The following is a 19,941-nucleotide window of genomic DNA, read 5'->3' as shown; positions in this document are numbered from 1 at the left end:
ACGGACCAGCCGGTTCGCTCTGATGATGTCCGTTGTTCAGGGTAGTCCGGAAGTAGCTGGCCGACCGTCAAACCGACGCGATTGACCCGAAACGGTCTCTAGAAATCGTAAATTTCGACTGATCGGGAACTTAGTTACTTAACAATTTTGGGTAAAATTCCTAAGTCAAAGGCAATCAAAGCCGTAGCCGCGCCTTTGGATTAGGGAGGGAACGCGAATGCAGGTGCTCACCATGCTTCTTCCCGTTTTCCTCGCGTTCGCGTTGATGTCGTTCAAGCTATTCAACAGTCTGCAAAAGATGGAAATACAAATGGGCATGGGCGTAGTGCTGTTGAGATACGAGAGCCCATCTCTGTTCTGGTTTGTGATTGCGTTTCAGTGTTTGCTGATAGGCGCGCTGCTCGCGCTCATCTACGTGCCATTTTTTGTTCTTCCGAACCAGATCATGAGCTGAGCGCGACGGAAAACGATGTCCCCATAGGGCATGGCTGTGACGATAGCCACGAGAACCCGATGTCACTTGGATGCATGACAAAAGGTCGGCGCGTTGTCTTTGCGCTCGTGATCGCGACCAGCCTGATCTGCGGCGGCGTCTGTTGTTTGGCATTGTGGGTCAGCTACGGATTGGCGGAGAAATCCCGGCAGGTTAGGGCCAACTTCCGAGAGTGGCCGCCGTGTCCAAGCTATCCAGACCCTAGACTGAATTGTTCCGATAAAGCGGACAAAGCTGAACCCGATAAACCCTAGTTCCGCAGTTGGCACAAAGCAGACTCGCTGAAGACCTGCCCAGATGTCCGCTTCTGAGCGTAGTCCGGACATTGCCAGATTTATGAGTAACGCCCTGGTTTAACCCTTCACCGTCACGGCACGCCCGATCACAGGCTGGGCGGCGACCGGCGGGTTGGCGGTTTGCGCGGCGAGTTCGCCGATCAGGCGGTCGGCATCGGCTGCGATCGTGTCAGGTGCCTGAATCACCAGTCGCTCCAGCGCCCAGCGATACGATGAGATGCGCCGCTCCAGGCATTGCTGGACCCATTGCACGATCAGCGTGTTCTCTTCCATGCGGGCGACCGCATCAGCCTGTTCGCGCGGCGACAGTTCCGACACCATCGTCAGGCTGGCGCCGCGTCTGCGGTCGAGTTCGATGACGCGCGCGGCGGAGGCAAAGAACGGCTCGAACCTCGTGATGTCGTTGCGGACGTCCTCGATCAACTGCTGATAACGCGAGGTGTGCGAGCGGTGCGGCTCGTCGATCAAAGCGCGTCCGTAGGTGGTGCGGTCGAACACCACCTTCTGCCGCCACGGCGAGGGCAACGGCTGGTAATCTCCGAACACGCTCTTCCAGGCGGGACGCGAGTGCGGCGGTTCGATCAGGGGATAGGCGAGATCGCGAAGCTGCCGCTCGTTTTCGGTGAGCTGGAAGTGCGACGGCTTGAGGCCGACGCTTGCCGTCGCCTCCGCGCCAAGCCAGCGATGCATGTCATCGTTGCGCATATCGGCGCGGGTGCGGCCGAAATCGCCGCCGCTGCAGCCGCCGAGCACAACACTAGCCACCAGCAGCATGAGAGCCGGGAGTGACCGAAGCCCGGTGGTCCGGATCGGGAGGCACAGCTCCGGCATTTCAAATGTCCGTCGTTCAGGGGCGCCGACGGCGACGGCGACCGGGCGCCGTCCCCTCTTCCGGCCCGCGCCCGTCGCCGGTTTCGCCGGCTGCACGTTCGATGCGGACAACGGGAAGGATCAGCACGGTTCCCAGGCCATCGCGTGGAGCGCCATCCATGGTTGAGCCCGGCCGCCGCGAAGCCGCATCCGCCGGAAATTCAATGATGGTGCCCATGTTCCGTTCTCTCTGGTTGCCGCACGGACATGATCTGGCCAGCGACATGCCATTATTCAGAACAGAACGTGGTTAACGGCATCTTAATTTGTGCAGGCGGTACAGTTACGGGTGCCCGGGGCTCATGGCACCCGCCGAAAGCTCGCATTTTATCGGATTTCTTCACGGGCTGTTTTCCTTAACCAACTCTTAAAGTGCCGTGCGTAGGCTGACGCGAGGGATTACCGAAGTCGCGTACACCTGACATGACCGCAACTCCATTGTTTCCGGGATTCGACGGGCTGATGACGCTCTCGCGCCGCGAGGGGGTCGATATCAGGCCGACCTTGCTGCGCGTGCTGACCGACCTCTATGTCCAGACCAGCGCCCATTCCGCCGACGAGGAGCGGCAGTTCATCGAACTGACGTCCCGCCTGATCGACCAGGTCGACGACGCTACCCGCGCCGCGGTGCGGGCGCGGCTCGCGATCTATCCGGCAACGCCGGCCGAGATCATGGACAAGCTCGGGCTGCGGCGCTCGCCCCCCGGCAAGATCCTTCCGGTCGCAGCAGCGATTGCCGATGCTCCGACCAGTACGCCGACGGTGAAGCCGCCGACCGAAGCGCAATTGCGGATGGCGTCCAGCCTGGCGATGCGGCCCAACGATGCCGCCGAAATCAGCGACATGTTCTTTGCCGCAGGCGCCAGCGAGCGCGCGCTGATCCTGCACAATCTCGCCGACACGCCGCTGAAAGCCTCGCCGCGCATTCCCGCAGCCCGCGCCGCGCGCGCGCTCCATATCCTGGAGATGGCCGCATTCGCCGAGGACACCGAGAATTTTGCGCTCGAAATCGGCGAAGCCTTGATCCTGCCGCAGCGGATTGCCGAACAGGTGGTGCACGATCCCGGCGGCGAGCCGCTGGCCTGCGCCGCGCGCGCACTGGACATGCCGAGCGCCGCATTCCAGCGCGTGCTGCTGTTCCTCAATCCCGAATTCGGATCATCCGTGCACAACGTTTATCGCTTGTCGCGACTGTACGACCACTTGAGCGAACAATCCGCGCTCGTGATGCTGGCCGCATGGCGCGGCTCGACCATGGCTGTCGCCCGCGCCAAATACCGCGCTGCGCTCTACGACGACGAGCGCCATCGCGTGCGTGCCACGACGTCGCAAACCCGCCCCGCCGTGCAGCCCGGAACTGCGCCGGCCGTTCGCACCGGTACCGACGGTTCGAAGCGTTAGCGCGCGGCGATTCTTGTTTGACGCGCTTTCCTGACGCGACGCTCTGCTCAGGCCTTCGCCAGATCCAGAAAATGCCGCCCTGCCCGGTCCTCGGTCTCGACGATCCAGGCGTCGGGATCGAAGCGGAGTTCCTTGGCAAGGCGTTCTTCCACCGATTGCTCCGGCACCGGCTGCGGTGAAGCCGGCGCGAACAAGCGCTCGGCCGGGCGGCTCTCGTCATAGACCGTCTGCGGCGCCGGCGAATACAGCATGGCGTTGCCGTCGAGCAGCGCCACCTTGACGAACACCGCCCCCGCCTCCTCCGCCCCGCGCTTGCGCACGGCGCCGAACACGCCCTCGGTCTGGCAGCGGCGCAGGTAAGCGGCCACCCAGATGGATGATTTCAATCGCATGGTGGCGACGGTATAGGCTGGCGTGTTGCCGGAAGCTAGTCGATCGGGTGGCCGATCATCGCCGTAAGCTCCTTCACCAGCCGATCGGACATCTGGCCGGTCACCGGGAGCTTGCGGTCGCGCTCGAATTTCGAGATTGCGGCCTGGGTGTCCGAACCGACCGCCCCGGTCGGCTTCAACTGGCCATAGCCATACTGAGTGAGCGCGCGCTGCACCGCCGCCACGCGGCGCGCGCCGGCGCTTTGCGCGGTGGCTGGAATCGGCGCGGGCGGACGCGCCACATTCGCGGGCGCCGCGGTAGGTGTACCGGTCGACTTGACCACCAGATTGGCCATTGGGTCGGGATTCTTGGAATCGCTGTTCCTGGAATCGCCCCTCGGATCGGCGCTCTTGATCTCGACGTGCTTGGGATCAGCGCCCCTCACCTCGACCGGCCTGATTTCCGGCGGCTCTGAGGCGAGTTCGACCGGGCGCGGGCGCGGCAGCGGGCTCACGACGGCAGCTTGCGGCGCCGGCAGCGTCACCACCGAGCCGAACATCGGCGAGGGATGGCGTCCGGCCTGCAGGAACAGCGCATTGGCGAGGATGGCGCAGATCGCGGCAGCGGCGAGCAAGGCCGCGATCATGTCTTTCGGACTGTGCAGGAGGATGCGCATCACAAGGCCACGCTGTTCCTCCACTTCAATCGCAGCCGCCTTCGCGCCGCGACGGCGGCGGCGCGGCATCTCGTCATCGTCGTCAATACGCCTAGGCACGTTTCTTCACCTGATGGACTTGATCCTGTGATCCGGGTCGCAGCGCCGGTATCAGCGTCGCGACGTTGTTTGAAGGCGTCAGCAGCGGCGCAAAGTCAAGCGGCAAGGCAACTGACACCGTGGTGCCCTCGCCGACCGTGCTCTGCACGTTCATCTCGCCATTGTGCAATCCGACCAGGCCCTTCACGATCGACAGACCAAGGCCGGTGCCTTCGTGCTTGCGCTGATAGGTCTTGCCGGCCTGGAAGAACGGATCGCCGATCCGCGCGAGATCCTCGACGGCGATCCCGACCCCGGTATCGGTGACACACAGCATCAGCCTTGTGCCCTCGACCTCGGCGGAAACCGTCACGCTGCCGCCGCGCTCGGTGAACTTGATGGCGTTGGCGACGAGGTTCAGCGCGATCTGCTTGAACGCGCGGGGATCGCCGTTCATCACGGGCAAGTCCTCCGCCGCGCGGGTGATCAGATCGACGCCGTTGTCTCGCGCCTTCAGCGCCAGCAAGTTGCAGCAGTGCAAGAGCGCCGCGCGCGGTGCGAACGGCTCCGGCGAAATTTCGAAATTGCCGGTTTCCATCTTGGAGATATCGAGGATGCCGTTGACGACCGACAAGAGGTGCTGTCCGGAATCGTTGATCAACTGCGCATATTCCTTGCGGCGCGCGGCGTCGATCATCATCGCCTCTTCGTGCACGATCATCTCGGAGAAGCCGATGATGGCGTTCAGCGGCGTGCGCAGCTCGTGGCTCATGGTCGCCAGGAATCGCGTCTTGGAGGCATCCGCCTGCTCGGCGGCGGTGCGCGCCAGTTCGAGTGCCTGCTCCTGGACCTTGCGGTCGGTGACGTCGCGCATCACGGCGACGACCTCGGCCTCGGGCGAACCCTGCTCGAGCGGCCGGCAACGCATCTCGACCCAGATGAAATCCGCGGAAATGTTCTGGCCGCGAACCGCGTCGCGGCGCAGACGGAATTCGACGCGTTGCTCGCTGCCGCGTGCGGCATCCGACAGCGCCGTGAGGTAGGCCGGACGATCGACGACATGGACGCGGTCGAACAGGCCATGGCCGGTGAGCCGTGGGCCCGGCGTGCCGAGCATGGCTTCCGCCGCTGGCGAAATGAATTCCACGGCGCCGTTGCGGTTATGACGCGAAATCACGTCGCTCATGTTTCGCGCGAGCAAGCGATAACGGTCTTCCTCCACATAGAGCAACGCCACGGAAGTGCGCGCCAGCGATTCGGCGCTGACGGCCAATCCTGCCGCATAGAGCGTCGCGGAAGCGACGCCAGCCCCCATCAGGACGCTGCGCAGGGCCGCGTTCGAGTCCGGCACCGGCAGGAAGTGAAAATGTCCGAGCGCGATCAGCAAGGCGACGCATGACAGCGCCAGCGCGGAGGCGAACGCGACCACGCGGCGCGAGGCCGACAACGCGGCTTCCAGGGGAACGACGATGAGCCAGACCGCGGCGAATGATTCGATGCCGCCGGTGGTTATGGCAACCATCATGACGAGGCCCGCCAGCGCCAGCGCGGAGAGGATATGCGCGCCTTCGTAGCGGCCGGTGCGCGACAGGAACCAGGACAACAGAATGGGTGCGATCAGCCAGGCGAAGGCCGCGACCTCGAGCGCCGTGGGCGCCCCGCGCATCGCCAGATAGATCGGAAAAGCCGCAAGCGCCACCAGGCTGCCGAGCAGCCGCGGCGCCATGAATGCGCGGTGACGCGCGCGCGTCAACGCATCATATCGTGCCGAGGGATGCAGCAAAGCATCGAGACAATCGCGGATGATACTCAAAACAGTCACGGCTCTCGCGCTTCGGCTTGTTCGTCAGACAGACGCGCCGGAACGCCCCCTCAATCTTTGCGTCACCGTGTCAGAGCGAACTTAAGCGAACGCTAAGGCGCCGGGAGCGACCGACCAACACCGTGCATTCGCGGGCGTTTCACGCCTCGCACGACGCTCATTCGGCCCGGATGGTGAACGACAGGTTTCCAGCGGGATCGATCTATGGTTTCGAAATGGTGGATGCGCGAGCGGCGCGAACTCTTCGCGCGATAGTGGTCATAAATCGAAAATTTACGCCGAATCGAATCATTCAAACTTTCAACGAATTTTCGGCGGCTTTACTTCAATGCAAACACTTCCGATTTATCGACGGCTGTTAGTCAGGAACAAAGCTGCGGTTTAACCGCAACACAACCATAAGAGACGACCGGGGTCGCGAGATGTTTTTTCTGCTTCGTATGGCATTCTGGCTCGGGCTCGTGCTCGTGCTGTTGCCCAGGGAAAAGACGCCTGAATCGGAAAAGGCGCCGCAGATCGGCGCTTCCGAAGCCGTATCGGCCGCGACCGCGGCCGTCTCCGACATGGGCCAGTTCTGCAAGCGCCAGCCGGCGGCCTGCGAAGTCGGCGGTCAGGCGGCGACGGCGATCGGTCAGCGCGCCCAGGATGGCGCCCGCCAGTTGTACAAGATCATCACCAAGCCCGACCATCCCAGCGCCCCGGACAAGAAGCCCGACCATACCAGTTCGATCGGCGACGACGCCGAGGCCGTGATCGTAAACACGTCGCCCGCCGACGCGCTGACGGAAGAGGATATGGCGATCGAATGGCGGCTGCCGCGGACGCCGTTGGCCTCAAAATAGCCTGCGGAACCGGTTCCATTTCCGTCGCTTTCGCCCGATCTGCATCCTATATAGGACTTAAGGCAACCGACGCGGGTCAAGATGACGATCGACGAAATCAGGGACAATTTCGAGCTGCTGGAGGAATGGGACGACCGCTACCGGTACGTCATCGAACTCGGCCGCATGCTCGAGCCGATGCCGGAGGCCGAGCATTCCGCCGAGAACAAGGTGAACGGCTGCGCGAGCCAGGTTTGGCTGTCCAGGCAGATCGACCGCAGCGGGAACGGCGAGCCGCGGCTGAAATATTTGGGCGATAGCGACGCCCACATCGTGCGTGGCCTGATCGCGATCCTGCTGACGCTTTATTCCGGCCGCACGCCGCAGCAGATCCTGGCAGCGGATGCGCTTGCCATATTCGACGAATTCGGATTTCGCGATCACCTGACGCCGCAGCGTTCCAACGGCCTGCGCTCCATGGTCGAGCGCATCCGCTCCGACGCGCGTGAGGCGCTGGCCACGGCTTCGTAAGACACCGTCATTGCCTGCGACAAACGCGAAGCGTTTGCGCAAGGGAGCCAACGGGTCGCGCGAGTACGCGCCCGATGACAGGCTTCGCGCCGACCGGGTCGCTCGCAATGACGGAGTCTATTTCCGCTTCCGCGCCTGCTGGCCGAGGCCCATCTTCTTGGCGAGCTGCGAACGCGCCACCGCATAGTTCGGCGCCACCATCGGGTAATCCGGCGGCAGGCCCCATTTGTCGCGATATTGCTCCGGCGTCATGTTGTACTGCGTGCGCAGATGGCGCTTCAGCGACTTGAAGCGCTTGCCGTCCTCGAGGCAGACCAGATATTCCGGGGTCATCGACTTCTTCACCGACACGGCCGGCCTGGCTGGCTCAAGCGGCGTCTCGGGGCGGCCGCTCGACACCCGCATCAGCGCGGCATGGACCTGGCTGATCAGGTTCGGAATTTCCGAGGCCTGGGTCGGATTGTTGCTGAGATAGGCCGATACGATACTGGCGGTCAGTTCGACGGGCGTCTTGCCGGCGGAATCGGTCATGGCTCAACCTTTTGGGATCACGAATGCTTCTGTCGGCCATACGGTTCGGACAGTATCCAACCGCGCCTATACATCAGCGGAATCTCATACGACTCGGCGAATATGAACGAAATGCCCAGAAACTGACAAGAACGGCGGCGCTTTATTTTCGATAGCCGGCCCCGTGGCAAGTATTGCGGGTTTTAAGGCCGCTGGTCGAGATGCGCGCGCAGTTCATCGATCGAGGCGAAGCGCATCATCCCCTCCGGCATCTGGGCCTCGATCGAACCGTCGGAATAGAGCGAATAGGCCATGCCATCGACAACGCCCGATTTCAGCACCGTCACCTCCGGCTGATCTTCGGTGTGCGCCGGTCCGCCATTGGCTTCCGCGAGCGTCGGGGGCATGCGGCCGCTGCGCCGCGGCGGCGGAATTTCACCGGACCTGGCGCGTTCCACCTTCGGCCAGGCATCCTCGAACGATGCCGGCTGCGGTTCGGCAGTTTCGACCGGCGGCACCGTGGGCGGCCTGGAGCGGAGGTCTGACGACAACAGGTCCGGCGGCAGCGGCTCGCTGGTCCGCGCCTGGGCGCGCTCGCGCTCTTTTCGCGATGTCGAGGAAAACAGCAAATTACGCTTCGGTTTCGGAGTCGATGGTGGCGGTTCGGGGTGCATCGGTTCCGGGATCGGGTGATCGCGCAGCACAGCCTCGTTCTGCCACGGCGGCAGTGACGCTGGAGAGAATGGTCCGGGACCGCCGGACTGCTCGGCGGCCGGGAAGCCGCCACTGGCCAGGGCAGAATCTCGCGTCGCTGCGACGGGAACCGGTCGCACCGTGGCCTCACCGCGCGCTTCAAGGACGCCAGCGCCGAGCCGCCGCGCGATGTTCCTCAACTCCCGGACCGTCATCCAGAGCGCGAGCACGATCGCGCCGCTGCAAACGCCGATCGCGCCGGCGATGATCAGCGTGTTGCCGGTGCTGAACTCCATCGGGATCCCGAAGCCGATCGCCAGCAGGCCCGCCAAAACGAGGCCGATCCCGGCGACCAACATAACAAACATCATCGAACAAACCCCTCAGCCGCGCCCGAAACGCTCGCCAGCCGCCCCACGCCACGATACCGTCATATTGTGTGCACCGCCAACCGCCAATTGCGCCCAGGGTTCCGCAATGGCGTCGTCCGGTTGCAGCATTCCGCTCGCGGACGCTCATGTTGCCATTCAGGTACCGTTCAGCCCGCCACCCGTAGTCTTACTACCTACCAATTACTGCCCTTTTGTTGCATTGCATCAGGGATTTAGGCCACAATTCCCAATTACTTGGAAATGGAACTGCGCTATATGGGTACCCGGGGAATGAGGCTCAAGAACATCCACGTTGGGCCATAGGGGACGCTGGGTTACCAATCGCCATGTCAGCCATCACGACTTCTGCCCTCGATACGCCTGCGCGGCGCTCGGTGGAGCGGACCTCCGACGACCTTGCCATCTTGGTGCTGGCGGTGGTCACCATTGTCGCGGGTCTGACCTTCCGTGACTACGGACTGGGCTGGGACGACTACACGCACGCCGAATATGCCGACCTGCTGCTGCGGATGTACGGTTCCGGCTTCAAGGACACTGGCGCGCTGTCGTTCGCCAATCTCTACATGTATGGCGGCGGCTTCGACATGGCGGCGGCCCTGCTGCACAAGGTCATTCCGCTCGAACTGTTTGAAACGCGCCGCCTGCTTGGCGCCGTCGTCGGCCTGATCGGCCTTGCCGTGACGTGGCGGCTGGCGCGGCGCGTCGGCGGCCCGCTTGCCGGGCTCGCGACGCTGCTGCTGCTGGCGCTGTGCCCGACCTTCTACGGGCACATGTTCATGAACCCGAAAGACGCGCCGTTTGCCGTCTCGATGGTGATCCTGATCCTCGGTCTGGTGCGCCTCGCCGAGGAATATCCCGCGCCCTCGCCGCGAACCATCCTGATCGTCGGCCTCGGCGCCGGTCTCTCCATCGGCTGCCGGATTCTCGGCGGGCTGGCTTTGGTCTACGCGATGGTGGGCTTCGTCCCGCTGCTGATCGATGACGTTCGCACGCAAGGCTCGCGCGAAGCGATCCGCCGGTTCGCCCATGTCGTATACGTGCTGCTGCCCGGCCTCGTGTTCGGATACCTGATCATGGGCCTGGTGTGGCCGTGGTCGATCATGGAGGCGGACCATCCCTTCAAGGCGCTGACCTATTTCTCGCACTTCTTCGAAAAGCCCTGGAAGGAAATGTTCGACGGCGCGCTGGTCTCGGTGCCTGATATGCCGTGGTCCTACCTGCCGACGCTGTTCGCGCTGCAGCTTCCCGAAATATTGCTCGCGCTTCTGCTCGCCGGTGTCGTCGGCACCTTCATGTCGCTGTCGCGTGCGGACGTCTCGGCCCGCCGCAAGACCATGTTCCTGATGCTGACGCTGGCGGCCACCCTGCCGCTGGTGATCGCGATGGTGAAGCGCCCGGCGCTCTACAACGGTATCCGGCATTTCGTTTTCGTCATCCCGCCGATGGCGGTGCTCGCCGGCGCATCGTTTGCCTGGGGCATGAACTGGCTGAAAGAAAATCACCGCCGCTGGCAACCCGCCGCGCTGGCGGTGTTCTCGTTCGGCTTGCTGTTGCCGCTCAGCGAGATGATCCGCCTGCACCCGTACGAATACACCCATTTCAATCATTTCGTCGGCACCGTTCGCGGCGCCGACAGCCTGTTCATGCTGGACTATTGGGGGCTGGCACTGAAGCAGGCGTCCGATGGCCTGCGCGAGGAACTGGTCGAGCGACAGGAATCGCCGCCGCAGGGGCGCAAATGGAAGGTCGCGGTGTGCGGCCCGCAGCGCCCGGCGCAGGTGGCGCTCGGCCCCGACTTCACGATCGGCTGGGACAGCCAGTCCGCCGACTTCGCGATGACGCTGGGCGAGTTCTACTGCAAGGGCCTCACCGCGCCCGTCATGGTGGAAATCAAGCGCGACGACGTCGTGTTCGCGCGCGTCTACGATATCCGCGGCCGCGGTATCTCGACCCTGCTGGCAATTCCGGCGCCGTAACGGCGCATAGCCGCGATAGCATGACTGCCACGCGGGACGTCCGCCTTGCTGCCGATCCGGCGCAGGGCTAGGCTCGCATGCGAAAATCAACAATTCTCCGGAGAAAGCGCGTCATGTCGCCAGCCGAAGCTCGCTTGAAGCAAGTTCCTTCCGGCATGACGGATGCCGAGTGGAACCAGCGCATCAACCTTGCCGCCTGCTATCGCCTCGTCGCGCTGTACGGCTGGGACGACCTCGTCGACACCCACATCTCAGCGCGCGTGCCGGGCCCCGACCATCACTTCCTGATCAACCCTTACGGTCTGATGTTCGAGGAAATCACCGCGTCGAGCCTGGTGAAGGTCGATCTACACGGCAACCAGCTCAGCGAGAGCGAATACAGCATCAACCCGGCCGGCTTCACCATCCATTCGGCGATCCACGAGGTGCGCGAGGACGCCGGCTGCGTGCTTCATCTGCACACGCCCGACGGAACGGCGGTTGCGAGTTGCATGGAAGGCCTGCTGCCGATGAACCAGACCGCGCAATTCGTCACCCATGACCTCGCCTATCACGACTACGAAGGCGTGGCGCTTGACCATGACGAACGCCCGCGGCTGCAGAAGGACCTCGGCAACAAGAACCACATGCTGTTGCGCAACCACGGCACGCTGACGGTCGGCCGCTCGGTCGCTTCCGCCTTCGAGCGCATGTACCATCTGGAGCGGGCCTGCACGATGCAGGTGCGCACCCGCATGCTGGGCCCGACCGCCTACCCGGTCGAACAGGCCGTCATCGACAAGAACGAACAACTGTTCAGCAATGCCGATTTCGCGGAACGGCGCTCGACCAATCTGGTGTGGCCGCCGCTATTTCGCAAACTCGATCGCATCGATCCGAGCTACAAGACGTGAGCCCGGGCTAGCGCGCGAAAGGTTTTGGCGGCGTGACGGTACTGGTGACCGGCAGTTCCGGCCATTTGGGCGAGGCGCTGGTGCGGACGCTGCAGGCGCAGCGGCGCGAGACGATTGGTATCGATGTTCTGCCCGGCGCGTTTACACACCACGTAGGCTCTATCACCGACCGGACTTTCGTGCGCCGTTGCATGAAGGGCGTCACGACCGTGCTGCACGCTGCGACGCTGCACAAGCCGCACGTGGCAACCCACAGCCGCCAGGACTTCGTCGACGTCAACATTTCAGGCACGCTTAATCTGCTCGAAGAGGCCACTGCTGCCGGCGTCACGGCGTTTGTCTACACCAGCACCACAAGCGTGTTCGGCGATGCGCTGGTGCCGCCGCCGGGCGAGCCGGCGGCCTGGATAACCGAAGACGTCACGGCGGTGCCAAAAAATATCTATGGCGTCACCAAGTCGGCCGCGGAGGATCTGTGCCAGCTGTTCGCGCGGAATCATGCGCTTCGCGCCATCGTGCTGCGCACCTCGCGCTTCTTTCCCGAAGAGGACGACAATCGCGCGGTACGCGAGGCCTACACCGACGCCAACATCAAAACCAACGAGCTCCTCTATCGCCGCGTCGACATCGAAGACGTGGTCAGCGCGCATTTGCTGGCGGCCCATCACGCACCGGCGGCCGGTTTCGCGAAATACATCATCAGCGCCACCACGCCATTCGCGCGCCACGACGCGGCGGACTTACGCAACCACGCGCCGCTCGTGGTCCGCCGTTACGTGCCGGACCATGAGGCCGAATTTGCACGGCGCGGCTGGGCGATGATTCCAGGCATCGATCGCGTCTATGTCAATGACCGGGCGCGCGCCGAACTCGGCTGGCAGCCGCGCCATGATTTCCGCGCACTGATCGCGCGGCTGCGGGCCAACGACGACATCCGCAGCCCACTCGCGCGCGAGGTCGGCAGCAAGGGCTATCACGATCGCGCTTTTCGCGAGGGCCCCTACCCGGTGGAGTGAGGGCGCCCGCGAAAATATCCGATGGACGCGCCGCACGGATGCGGTAAACTTCCCGCCATACACCCTCTACACGTCCGGAATCAAAACGCCGCCCAATCCCGGGCGGCGTTTTATTTTGAGTTGTGCCGTAGGGTGGGCAAAGCGCAGCGTGCCCACCATTCAAGGACCAGTTCGGCGGATAGATGGTGGGCACGCTGGCGCTTTGCCCACCCTACCCATCCCTCGCTACTTCGCCTCCGCCAACGCTCCCAAAATCCGCGCCCAGGAGCGGATGCCCTTGTGGAAGCTCTTGAGGTCGTACTTCTCGTTCGGCGAATGGATGTTGTCGTCGTCGAGACCGAAGCCGATCAGCAGGCTGTCGAGGCCGAGCGTGCGCTTGAAATCGGCGACGATCGGGATCGAGGCGCCGGAGCCGACCAGCAGCGCCTCCTTGCCCCATTCCTCGGTCAACGCGCGCTTGGCAGCCGCCAGCGGCTTCATGTTCCAGTCGAGCGCGATGGCCGCTCCACTGGAGTGCTCGGTGAAGGCAGCCTTGCAATCGCCCGGAAGCCGCGCGGTGACATAGTCGCGAAACGCCTTCTTGATCTTCTGCGGGTCCTGGCCTTCGACCAGACGGAAGGAGATCTTTGCGGAAGCTTCCGCCGGGATCACGGTTTTCGAGCCCTCGCCGGTATAGCCGCCGATGATGCCGTTGATGTCGCAGGTCGGACGCGAGGATACTTGCTCGATCAGCAGGCGATCCTTTTCGCCGGCGGGGATCGAGAGGCCGATTGGCTTCAGGAACGACTCCGGCGTGAGGTTCAGGTTCTTCCACTGTGCCAGGATGTCCGGCGGCAGATCCTTCACGCCGTCGTAGAAGCCGGGAATGGTGATGCGGCCGTTGTCGTCAAACAGGCCGCCGAGGATGTTGGTCAGCACGCGGATCGGGTTGCGCGCGCCGCCGCCGAAGATGCCGGAATGCAGGTCGCGGTTGGCGGCCTTGATGGTGACCTCGTCATACATCAAGCCGCGCAGCGAGGTTGTGATGGCAGGCGTGTTCGGGTCCCACATGCCGGTGTCGCAGACCAGGGCGAAGTCGGCCTTCAACTCATCCTTGATCGCCTCCATAAACGGCACGAAATTCTTCGAGCCAACTTCTTCTTCGCCTTCGATCAGGATCGTGATGTCGACCGGCAGCGATCCCGTCACCTTCTTCCAGGCGCGGCAGGCCTCGACGAAGGTCATCAACTGCCCCTTGTCGTCCTCCGCCCCGCGCGCAACGATGATCTTGCGGCCGTCGGCGTGGTCGGTGACCACGGGCTCGAACGGCGGACGGTGCCACAGATTGAGCGGATCGACCGGCTGCACATCATAATGGCCGTAGAACAGCACGTGCGGACGGCCGCCGGCGCCGCCATTGGCCTTCGCAACAATCGCGGGATGCCCTGCCGTCGGCCTCACCTCGGCCTTGAAGCCGAGCGTCGCGATATCCTTCGCAAGATGATCGGCGGCCGCCCTGCAATCGCCGGCGAAAGCCGGATCGGCCGAGATCGACTTGATCCGAAGCAGCGCAAACAGCCGCTCGAGGCTGTTGTCGAAATCGGCGTCGATGTGGTCGAGGACCGGCTGGATCTTGGCGTTGGACATGGCTGGCTATCCCTAGGTTACCCTTGGCTGTGGGCCTTGTTGTTGGCCTCAAGTTGTAGCTCGCCCGCGGCCTGAGGCAAGGCAACATCCGCAGCAGGCGGATGCAATATGTGCCAGACCAGCCCTGCCGCGAGCAGGATGGTGGCTGCGAGATTGTTGCCATAGGCCTGCAGGTCAATCGGGAACAACGGAAGCGACAGACACAACAAGCCGCCCGCCACGGCGAGCAGCACCCATGTGCCGGTCCTGACCGCGGGCCTCGGATCATACGCGGCGCGGTGGGCCAGCACGGTGATCGGAAAGAACAGCCACAGGAAGTAATACTGGCGGGCCAAAGGCGAGGCGACGGTGATCAGGCAAAAGAGAATGCCGATCTCCTCGGCATCCGAGCGTTCCGTGCGGCGCGCGGCCTTCGGCATCACCGCGAGATAACCGAGCCCGATCGCGAGCGAAACAGCCAGCACGATCCAGTTCGCCGTCCTGAAATCGACGTTAGCGACATTCATCGTCCGCACGGGCCTGGACGGGTCGTCCTGATTGTAGTTCACGGGCCGCGTCAGCCGGTGGGTCACCGCGATGATCGACTGGTTGACCCACGACCAGTTCTGCTCGTCGCGCTGTCCGAACCCCTTCTCCGAACTGGTCCCCACCATGCCCTGGTACCAGGTCTTCAACTCCGTGAAATTGTGCTGGAAGCCGCGAAACGGCGCCGGCAGCACGAACAGAAACACGCCGATGAACACCAGCATGCTCGCGGCCGCCGCCCACTGTCTTCGCCACACCAGATAGGGCAGCACCGCCACCGGAAACACCTTGATGGCGGCAGCCAGCGCGAACATGCTTCCCGCCATCCAGCCACGGTGATCGCGCAGCAGCCAGAATCCGTAGAGCATCAGTGCCAGCAGCACGAGGTTCGGCTGGCCGAGGTCGAACATGTCGAACACGAAGGTGACGGTGACAAAACCCGGCAGCGCTTCCAGCCAGGGCCCGGGCTTGCGCCCCGATCCCGCCATCGCGTGCGAGAACTGCGCCGTCATCCACCACGCGACGATATTGAGGAACGACAGGCACAGATAAAGCGGGATCTTGCCGAACCAGCTCGGGATCGCGAGCAGCACCGCCGAGAGCGGCGGATAGATGAAGTCGAAATAGGTGGCGGGATCGTCAGGGTAGAGATTCCCGCCCTGCAACACCTGCTGCCCCGCCCAGAACCACAGCGGATAATCCTTGGACTTGCCGTTGCCCCAGATTTCCGGGACCAGCACGTTGGCCGTCAGCGCGATGCAGCAGACCAGAAACAGAATATCGAGCGGTCTTCGTAGCGACGGATATCTCAGCACGCGCTCGTTCCGGAGGTCAGAGGGAAATCGTAGCTTTAGCGCCGCAGCAATCCGCCGAGCGCGCCGCGCACCAGCGCGCGCCCGACCGAACTGCCGAGCGATCCACCGACCGACTTGCCGAGATCGGCGACAATGCCGCCGACCACCTTGTTGGTGACGGACCGCGTAACGTCTCGCGCAATGACCTGGCCGGTCGACATCCTGCCGCGCTTGACGTTGGTGCCGAAGATCGTGCCGACGATCGAACCGAGCTGTCCGAGAATTCCACCGCCGCCGGCGCCAACGCCGCCATCCACTCCATCCGCGGGCGCCGCCGTTCCGGCCACACGCTTCTGCAGCATCTCATAGGCGGATTCGGCATCGACCGCGGTGTCGTATTTGCCCTTGACCGGGCTCTTGTTCATGATCGCCTTGCGCTCTTCCGGCGTGATCGGCCCGATCCGCCCCGTCGGCGGCCGGATCATGACGCGCTCGACCATGGTCGGCGTGCCGCCGCCTTCGAGGAACGACACCAGCGCCTCACCCTTGCCGAGTTCCATGATGACGCGGGCAGTGTCGAGCTTGGGGTTGGGCCGAAAGGTCTGCGCCGCCGCATTGACCGCCTTCTGATCGCGCGGCGTGAAGGCGCGCAGCGCGTGCTGCACGCGGCCACCCAATTGGGCCAGCACCTTGTCCGGCACGTCGATCGGATTCTGCGTGACGAAATAGACGCCGACGCCCTTGGAGCGGATCAGGCGGACCACTTGCTCGATCTTGTCCATCAGCGCCTTCGGCGCGTCGTTGAACAACAGATGCGCCTCGTCGAAGAAGAACACCAGTTTCGGCTTCGGCAAGTCGCCGGCTTCCGGCAACTCCTCAAACAGTTCCGACAGCAACCACAACAGGAAGGTGGCGTAGAGCCTGGGGCTCTCCATCAGCTTGTCGGCAACCAAAATGTTGACCATCCCGCGACCATCGCTGTCGGTCTTCATGAAATCCTTCAGCGCCAGCGCCGGCTCGCCGAAGAATTTCGTTCCGCCCTGGTTTTCCAGCACCAGAAGCTGGCGCTGGATGGTCCCGACGGTTGCCTTGCTGACATTGCCGTAGCCCTGCGCGACCTTTCGGATCTCGGCAAACGGATCTTCCTCGGCATCCGGGCCCTTCTTGCGGCCATCGGGAACGATCGCATCCAACAGCGACCGCAGATCCTTCATGTCGAGCAGCGGCATGCCGTTTTCATCCGCCACACGGAATGCGACATTGAGGACACCTTCCTGCACGTCGTTCAGATCGAGCATCCGCGACAGCAATAACGGCCCCATCTCCGTGACCGTGGCGCGAACCGGATGGCCCTGCTCGCCGAACACGTCCCAGAACACCGTTGAGAATTGGTCAGGCTGGAAATTGAAGCCCATCTCTCCGGCGCGCTTGAGGATGAAGTCCTTGGCCTCGCCGACCTCGGAAATTCCGGACAGGTCGCCCTTGATATCGGCTGCGAACACGGGAACACCGGCGCGTGCAAAGCCTTCCGCCATTACCTGCAGCGACACGGTCTTGCCGGTCCCCGTCGCTCCGGTGACAAGGCCATGCCGATTGGCAAGCGCGAGCGCCAGCCAGGCCGTCTGTTCGCCCTTACCGATGAAAATCTTCTCGTCGGTATCGGCGGTCTTGTTATCGGGGGTCGCCATCACATCGCCTCATCGCGCATCGGGGAGCTCTAGGTGTCAAGTCACACCATCATATCGCATCCTGTCCGCTGATTGAAACCGTCAGCGACACGCTCGCAGCGCACCAAGGACCGGGCGTCTCATACTTTTTTCCGACCTTCGGCAGAAAAATCGAGGGCGCAGCGCAATAACTCTGTATGAATCCGGCATTCACTCTTGCATTGCTGCAACACTCGCCGCGCGAATCGAGAACCACATCGTCCTGATGTGCCGGGATCGCTTGTATTTCAGATCGCAGGCGCTCAAGATCAATTTACAAGCAGACGACCCGGTGAAACCGGTTGGGGACGGGGCAAAATATGGACGAATTGATTGGACGGCTGGCCCTCAAGGCCGGCATCGATAGCGCTGTCGCTGAAAAGACCATCGGAATCGTTCTGGGTTTTCTCCGCAACGAGGGGCCCTCCGACAAGGTTCAGGCCCTGATCGACCAAATTCCGGGTGCCGAGGCTGCGATTGCAGCGAACAGCAGCAATGGCGGATTCTCGCGGCTGATGGGCGGAGGTTTGATGGCGGTCGGCACCAGGCTGATGGCGCTTGGCCTGGGCATGGGCGAGATTCAAAACGTGGCGCGTGAACTTTTCAGGTTCGGCCGCGACAAAATCGGAGCGGATCAAATGGGCGAAATCATTTCAGGGACGCCGGGCCTCAGCCAGTTCGCATAAATGCGCACCATGGTGAGCACATTCGGCGCGGGCACATTCTTTATTCATCGAGTATCATGACTTATCCTCTCTCCGAGATCGAAGGCCTGACCGCCTACTCAGCCTCGAAACTGAAATCGTTGGGCATTCGCACCACCGAGGCGCTGCTGGAGGCCGCCCGCACGGTGAAAGGACGCAAGGCGCTCGCGGCGAAGACCGGCATCAGCGAGCAGCAGCTGCTCGAATGGGCCAATTTTTCCGACTACATGCGCATTCCCGGGATGGGCAAGGCCAAGGTAGGCCTGGTGCGCGCGGCCGGCGTCACCACGGTACGCGAACTCGCACTCCGCAATCCGGCGCGGCTCGCCCAGAACATTAAAGACGTGAATACCAAGCGCAAACTGGTCCGGGTTCTGCCCTCCGAAAGATCGGTCGAGCAACTGATCGAGCAGGCGCGCAAGCTTGCGCCGAAGATCAGCTACTGAAGCCGGTCAGGCCGGCGCGCGGGAGCGGCTCTCACGCCTTGACTCGGCGGCGCGGACCGCGCAAAGCGACCGCATGATCGCAGCCAAGCCCAGACCCACCGCCGCAACCGGTCCGGCCGGTCATCCGGTGCTGCCTGCGCTGCTGTCCAGGCCCTGTCCGGCGGTGATGGGCGTCCTGAATGTGACGCCCGATTCATTCTCGGACGGCGGACAATTTGCCGCCCCCGAGCGCGCGCTGGCCCAGGCCCGGCGGATGGTCGCCGAGGGCGCCGACATCATCGACATCGGCGCGGAATCCACCCGGCCCTACGGGTCGGCACCGATCTCGGCGGAAGAGGAATTGAAGCGCCTGCAGCCGGTGCTGCCTGAAATCGTCGCGCTCGGCATTCCCGTGTCGATCGACAGCATGAAATCGGCCGTCGTCGCCTGGGCGCTCCACCAGGGCGCCGCCGTCGCCAACGATGTCTGGGGCCTGCAGCGCGATTCCGGCATGGCTGGCCTCGTCGCCGAGCGTGGCGCGCCCGTCATCATCATGCATAACCGCGATAGCGCCGATCCCGCCATCGACATCATGCAGGATATCGCCGACTTCTTTGCGCGTTCGCTCGACATCGCTACGAAGGCCGGAATTTCGCCTGACAAAATTGTCCTCGATCCCGGCATCGGCTTCGGCAAGACGCCCGAGCAGAGCATGACCGCGCTGGCGCGGCTCGACGAGTTGCAGTCGTTCGGACTTCCACTGTTGGTCGGCGCCTCGCGCAAGCGTTTCATCAGCGCGGTAACGCCGTCGGAGCCGCATCAGCGTCTCGGCGGCTCGATTGCCGCGCATTTGTTGGCGGCCCAGAACGGGGCCCGGATCATCCGGGCGCATGACGTCGCCGAGACCGTACAGGCGCTGCGCGTCACCGCCGCAATCAGGGAACAGGGATGAGCGATACGATCTTCATCACCGGCGTCGTCATCCATGCCCGCCACGGCGTGATGGAGCACGAGACCGAAGTCGGGCAGCGTTTCGTCATCGACCTCGAACTTTCCGCCGATCTGTCGGAAGCCTCGCGCACCGATCACCTGTCCGACACCGTGTCCTATGCCAGTGTGGTGACGACCGCGACGGCGGCGTTCAAGAACACCAATTACAAGCTCCTGGAGCGAGCCGCCGGCGCCGTCGCAGACGCGATACTCGCGGCGTTTGCGCGCATCGATGCGGTCAAGGTCACCGTCCACAAGCCGCATGCGCCGATCGCCGCGATCTTCGAGGATGTCGGCGTGGTGCTGACGCGCAAGCGGCAATCGCCCTGAC

General features: G+C 63.4%; 21 protein-coding genes. 11 read left to right on the top strand and 10 right to left on the bottom strand.

Features of this window, described 5'->3' with window-relative positions:
• Positions 1 to 217: 217 nt before the first annotated feature.
• Entirely contained in the window at positions 218 to 454 is a 237-nt protein-coding gene (locus IVB05_RS16290) for a hypothetical protein (RefSeq protein WP_247785406.1), read from the top strand.
• Positions 455 to 846: 392 nt separating this feature from the next.
• On the opposite strand, the gene IVB05_RS16285 is transcribed toward IVB05_RS16290, so the two are convergent.
• Together IVB05_RS16285 and IVB05_RS16280 are read right to left on the bottom strand one after the other, a co-directional pair.
• Complete coding sequence (locus tag IVB05_RS16285; RefSeq protein WP_247785404.1) at positions 847 to 1,620, bottom strand: hypothetical protein; 774 nt, start codon at positions 1,618 to 1,620, stop codon at positions 847 to 849.
• Between the two features lie 16 nt (positions 1,621 to 1,636).
• Positions 1,637 to 1,837, bottom strand: a complete 201-nt coding sequence (locus IVB05_RS16280; RefSeq protein ID WP_108513071.1) for a hypothetical protein — start codon at positions 1,835 to 1,837, stop codon at positions 1,637 to 1,639.
• 245 nt (positions 1,838 to 2,082) lie between these two features.
• Here IVB05_RS16280 and IVB05_RS16275 point away from each other — a divergent pair, with 245 nt between their 5' ends.
• Entirely contained in the window at positions 2,083 to 3,060 is a 978-nt protein-coding gene (locus IVB05_RS16275; protein ID WP_247785401.1) for a DUF2336 domain-containing protein, read from the top strand.
• 47 nt (positions 3,061 to 3,107) lie between these two features.
• Here IVB05_RS16275 and IVB05_RS16270 read toward each other — a convergent pair whose 3' ends face one another.
• The 3 genes from IVB05_RS16270 to IVB05_RS16260 are packed head-to-tail and all read right to left on the bottom strand — an operon-like array spanning position 3,108 to position 6,008.
• Entirely contained in the window at positions 3,108 to 3,452 is a 345-nt protein-coding gene (locus IVB05_RS16270; RefSeq protein WP_247785399.1) for a DUF1491 family protein, read from the bottom strand.
• 35 nt (positions 3,453 to 3,487) lie between these two features.
• Complete coding sequence (locus IVB05_RS16265) at positions 3,488 to 4,207, bottom strand: peptidoglycan-binding domain-containing protein (protein WP_247785397.1); 720 nt, start codon at positions 4,205 to 4,207, stop codon at positions 3,488 to 3,490.
• Complete coding sequence (locus IVB05_RS16260) at positions 4,200 to 6,008, bottom strand: ATP-binding protein (protein ID WP_247785389.1); 1,809 nt, start codon at positions 6,006 to 6,008, stop codon at positions 4,200 to 4,202. The genes IVB05_RS16265 and IVB05_RS16260 overlap by 8 nt, the downstream gene beginning before the upstream one ends.
• Positions 6,009 to 6,430: 422 nt before the next feature.
• On the opposite strand from IVB05_RS16260, the gene IVB05_RS16255 reads away from it, so the two are divergent.
• Both IVB05_RS16255 and IVB05_RS16250 read left to right on the top strand, forming a co-directional pair.
• Complete coding sequence (locus IVB05_RS16255; RefSeq protein ID WP_247785388.1) at positions 6,431 to 6,850, top strand: DUF5330 domain-containing protein; 420 nt, start codon at positions 6,431 to 6,433, stop codon at positions 6,848 to 6,850.
• 81 nt (positions 6,851 to 6,931) lie between these two features.
• Complete coding sequence (locus IVB05_RS16250; protein ID WP_247785387.1) at positions 6,932 to 7,360, top strand: SufE family protein; 429 nt, start codon at positions 6,932 to 6,934, stop codon at positions 7,358 to 7,360.
• A gap of 117 nt (positions 7,361 to 7,477) precedes the next feature.
• Here the strand turns inward: IVB05_RS16250 and IVB05_RS16245 are convergent, their stop codons facing one another.
• Positions 7,478 to 7,891, bottom strand: a complete 414-nt coding sequence (locus tag IVB05_RS16245; protein WP_247785385.1) for a MucR family transcriptional regulator — start codon at positions 7,889 to 7,891, stop codon at positions 7,478 to 7,480.
• A gap of 182 nt (positions 7,892 to 8,073) precedes the next feature.
• The gene (locus IVB05_RS16240; RefSeq protein ID WP_247785380.1) at positions 8,074 to 8,934 is read right to left on the bottom strand and encodes a DUF308 domain-containing protein; all 861 of its coding nucleotides are present in this window, start codon (positions 8,932 to 8,934) and stop codon (positions 8,074 to 8,076) included.
• 347 nt (positions 8,935 to 9,281) lie between these two features.
• Here IVB05_RS16240 and IVB05_RS16235 point away from each other — a divergent pair, with 347 nt between their 5' ends.
• From IVB05_RS16235 to IVB05_RS16225, 3 genes are all read left to right on the top strand, one after another.
• Positions 9,282 to 10,931, top strand: a complete 1,650-nt coding sequence (locus IVB05_RS16235; protein ID WP_247785379.1) for a glycosyltransferase family 39 protein — start codon at positions 9,282 to 9,284, stop codon at positions 10,929 to 10,931.
• 113 nt (positions 10,932 to 11,044) lie between these two features.
• Positions 11,045 to 11,824, top strand: a complete 780-nt coding sequence (locus IVB05_RS16230) for a class II aldolase/adducin family protein (protein ID WP_247785378.1) — start codon at positions 11,045 to 11,047, stop codon at positions 11,822 to 11,824.
• 32 nt (positions 11,825 to 11,856) lie between these two features.
• Positions 11,857 to 12,840, top strand: a complete 984-nt coding sequence (locus IVB05_RS16225; RefSeq protein ID WP_247785376.1) for an NAD(P)-dependent oxidoreductase — start codon at positions 11,857 to 11,859, stop codon at positions 12,838 to 12,840.
• A gap of 225 nt (positions 12,841 to 13,065) precedes the next feature.
• Here IVB05_RS16225 and IVB05_RS16220 read toward each other — a convergent pair whose 3' ends face one another.
• Genes IVB05_RS16220 through IVB05_RS16210 form a run of 3 tightly spaced genes read right to left on the bottom strand, consistent with a single transcriptional unit; the run spans position 13,066 to position 17,473 of the window.
• On the bottom strand, positions 13,066 to 14,466 hold the full coding sequence (locus IVB05_RS16220) for a M20/M25/M40 family metallo-hydrolase (protein ID WP_247785374.1): 1,401 nt from the start codon (positions 14,464 to 14,466) through the stop codon (positions 13,066 to 13,068).
• Positions 14,467 to 14,483: 17 nt separating this feature from the next.
• Positions 14,484 to 15,806: a glycosyltransferase family 87 protein gene (locus tag IVB05_RS16215; RefSeq protein WP_247785372.1), complete on the bottom strand. Its 1,323-nt coding sequence runs from the start codon at positions 15,804 to 15,806 to the stop codon at positions 14,484 to 14,486.
• Positions 15,807 to 15,841: 35 nt separating this feature from the next.
• Positions 15,842 to 17,473 (bottom strand): helicase HerA-like domain-containing protein, encoded by a 1,632-nt coding sequence (locus IVB05_RS16210; RefSeq protein WP_247785370.1) that lies wholly within the window; start codon positions 17,471 to 17,473, stop codon positions 15,842 to 15,844.
• Between the two features lie 338 nt (positions 17,474 to 17,811).
• Here IVB05_RS16210 and IVB05_RS16205 point away from each other — a divergent pair, with 338 nt between their 5' ends.
• The 4 genes from IVB05_RS16205 (at position 17,812) to folB (ending at position 19,940) form a co-directional block, all read left to right on the top strand.
• Positions 17,812 to 18,177: a DUF2267 domain-containing protein gene (locus IVB05_RS16205; RefSeq protein WP_247785369.1), complete on the top strand. Its 366-nt coding sequence runs from the start codon at positions 17,812 to 17,814 to the stop codon at positions 18,175 to 18,177.
• Positions 18,178 to 18,233: 56 nt separating this feature from the next.
• Positions 18,234 to 18,641, top strand: a complete 408-nt coding sequence (locus IVB05_RS16200) for a DUF4332 domain-containing protein (RefSeq protein ID WP_247785367.1) — start codon at positions 18,234 to 18,236, stop codon at positions 18,639 to 18,641.
• 73 nt (positions 18,642 to 18,714) lie between these two features.
• Positions 18,715 to 19,572: a dihydropteroate synthase gene (gene folP / locus IVB05_RS16195; RefSeq protein WP_247785365.1), complete on the top strand. Its 858-nt coding sequence runs from the start codon at positions 18,715 to 18,717 to the stop codon at positions 19,570 to 19,572.
• The gene (gene folB / locus IVB05_RS16190) at positions 19,569 to 19,940 is read left to right on the top strand and encodes a dihydroneopterin aldolase (protein ID WP_247785363.1); all 372 of its coding nucleotides are present in this window, start codon (positions 19,569 to 19,571) and stop codon (positions 19,938 to 19,940) included. Before folP ends, folB begins: the two co-directional genes overlap by 4 nt.
• Position 19,941 lies beyond the last annotated feature (1 nt).

This window comes from Bradyrhizobium sp. 170 (genome assembly GCF_023101085.1).
In the GTDB taxonomy this organism is placed as follows: Bacteria; Pseudomonadota; Alphaproteobacteria; order Rhizobiales; family Xanthobacteraceae; genus Bradyrhizobium.
The sequence above is the reverse complement of the archived record's forward strand: the minus strand, read 5'-3'. Positions and strand labels throughout refer to the sequence as shown.

What these genes read in the sequence shown, in the direction of transcription:
- IVB05_RS16285 (WP_247785404.1), bottom strand. Translation starts at nt 1,620, where the DNA reads ATGCCGGAGCTGTGCCTCCCGATCCGGACCACCGGGCTTCGGTCACTC.
- IVB05_RS16255 (WP_247785388.1), top strand. Translation starts at nt 6,431, where the DNA reads ATGTTTTTTCTGCTTCGTATGGCATTCTGGCTCGGGCTCGTGCTCGTG.
- IVB05_RS16200 (WP_247785367.1), top strand. Translation starts at nt 18,234, where the DNA reads ATGACTTATCCTCTCTCCGAGATCGAAGGCCTGACCGCCTACTCAGCC.
- IVB05_RS16210 (WP_247785370.1), bottom strand. Translation starts at nt 17,473, where the DNA reads ATGGCGACCCCCGATAACAAGACCGCCGATACCGACGAGAAGATTTTC.
- folB (WP_247785363.1), top strand. Translation starts at nt 19,569, where the DNA reads ATGAGCGATACGATCTTCATCACCGGCGTCGTCATCCATGCCCGCCAC.
- IVB05_RS16270 (WP_247785399.1), bottom strand. Translation starts at nt 3,452, where the DNA reads ATGCGATTGAAATCATCCATCTGGGTGGCCGCTTACCTGCGCCGCTGC.
- folP (WP_247785365.1), top strand. Translation starts at nt 18,715, where the DNA reads ATGATCGCAGCCAAGCCCAGACCCACCGCCGCAACCGGTCCGGCCGGT.
- IVB05_RS16280 (WP_108513071.1), bottom strand. Translation starts at nt 1,837, where the DNA reads ATGGGCACCATCATTGAATTTCCGGCGGATGCGGCTTCGCGGCGGCCG.
- IVB05_RS16230 (WP_247785378.1), top strand. Translation starts at nt 11,045, where the DNA reads ATGTCGCCAGCCGAAGCTCGCTTGAAGCAAGTTCCTTCCGGCATGACG.
- IVB05_RS16240 (WP_247785380.1), bottom strand. Translation starts at nt 8,934, where the DNA reads ATGATGTTTGTTATGTTGGTCGCCGGGATCGGCCTCGTTTTGGCGGGC.
- IVB05_RS16205 (WP_247785369.1), top strand. Translation starts at nt 17,812, where the DNA reads ATGGACGAATTGATTGGACGGCTGGCCCTCAAGGCCGGCATCGATAGC.
- IVB05_RS16235 (WP_247785379.1), top strand. Translation starts at nt 9,282, where the DNA reads ATGTCAGCCATCACGACTTCTGCCCTCGATACGCCTGCGCGGCGCTCG.
- IVB05_RS16250 (WP_247785387.1), top strand. Translation starts at nt 6,932, where the DNA reads ATGACGATCGACGAAATCAGGGACAATTTCGAGCTGCTGGAGGAATGG.
- IVB05_RS16275 (WP_247785401.1), top strand. Translation starts at nt 2,083, where the DNA reads ATGACCGCAACTCCATTGTTTCCGGGATTCGACGGGCTGATGACGCTC.
- IVB05_RS16290 (WP_247785406.1), top strand. Translation starts at nt 218, where the DNA reads ATGCAGGTGCTCACCATGCTTCTTCCCGTTTTCCTCGCGTTCGCGTTG.
- IVB05_RS16220 (WP_247785374.1), bottom strand. Translation starts at nt 14,466, where the DNA reads ATGTCCAACGCCAAGATCCAGCCGGTCCTCGACCACATCGACGCCGAT.
- IVB05_RS16245 (WP_247785385.1), bottom strand. Translation starts at nt 7,891, where the DNA reads ATGACCGATTCCGCCGGCAAGACGCCCGTCGAACTGACCGCCAGTATC.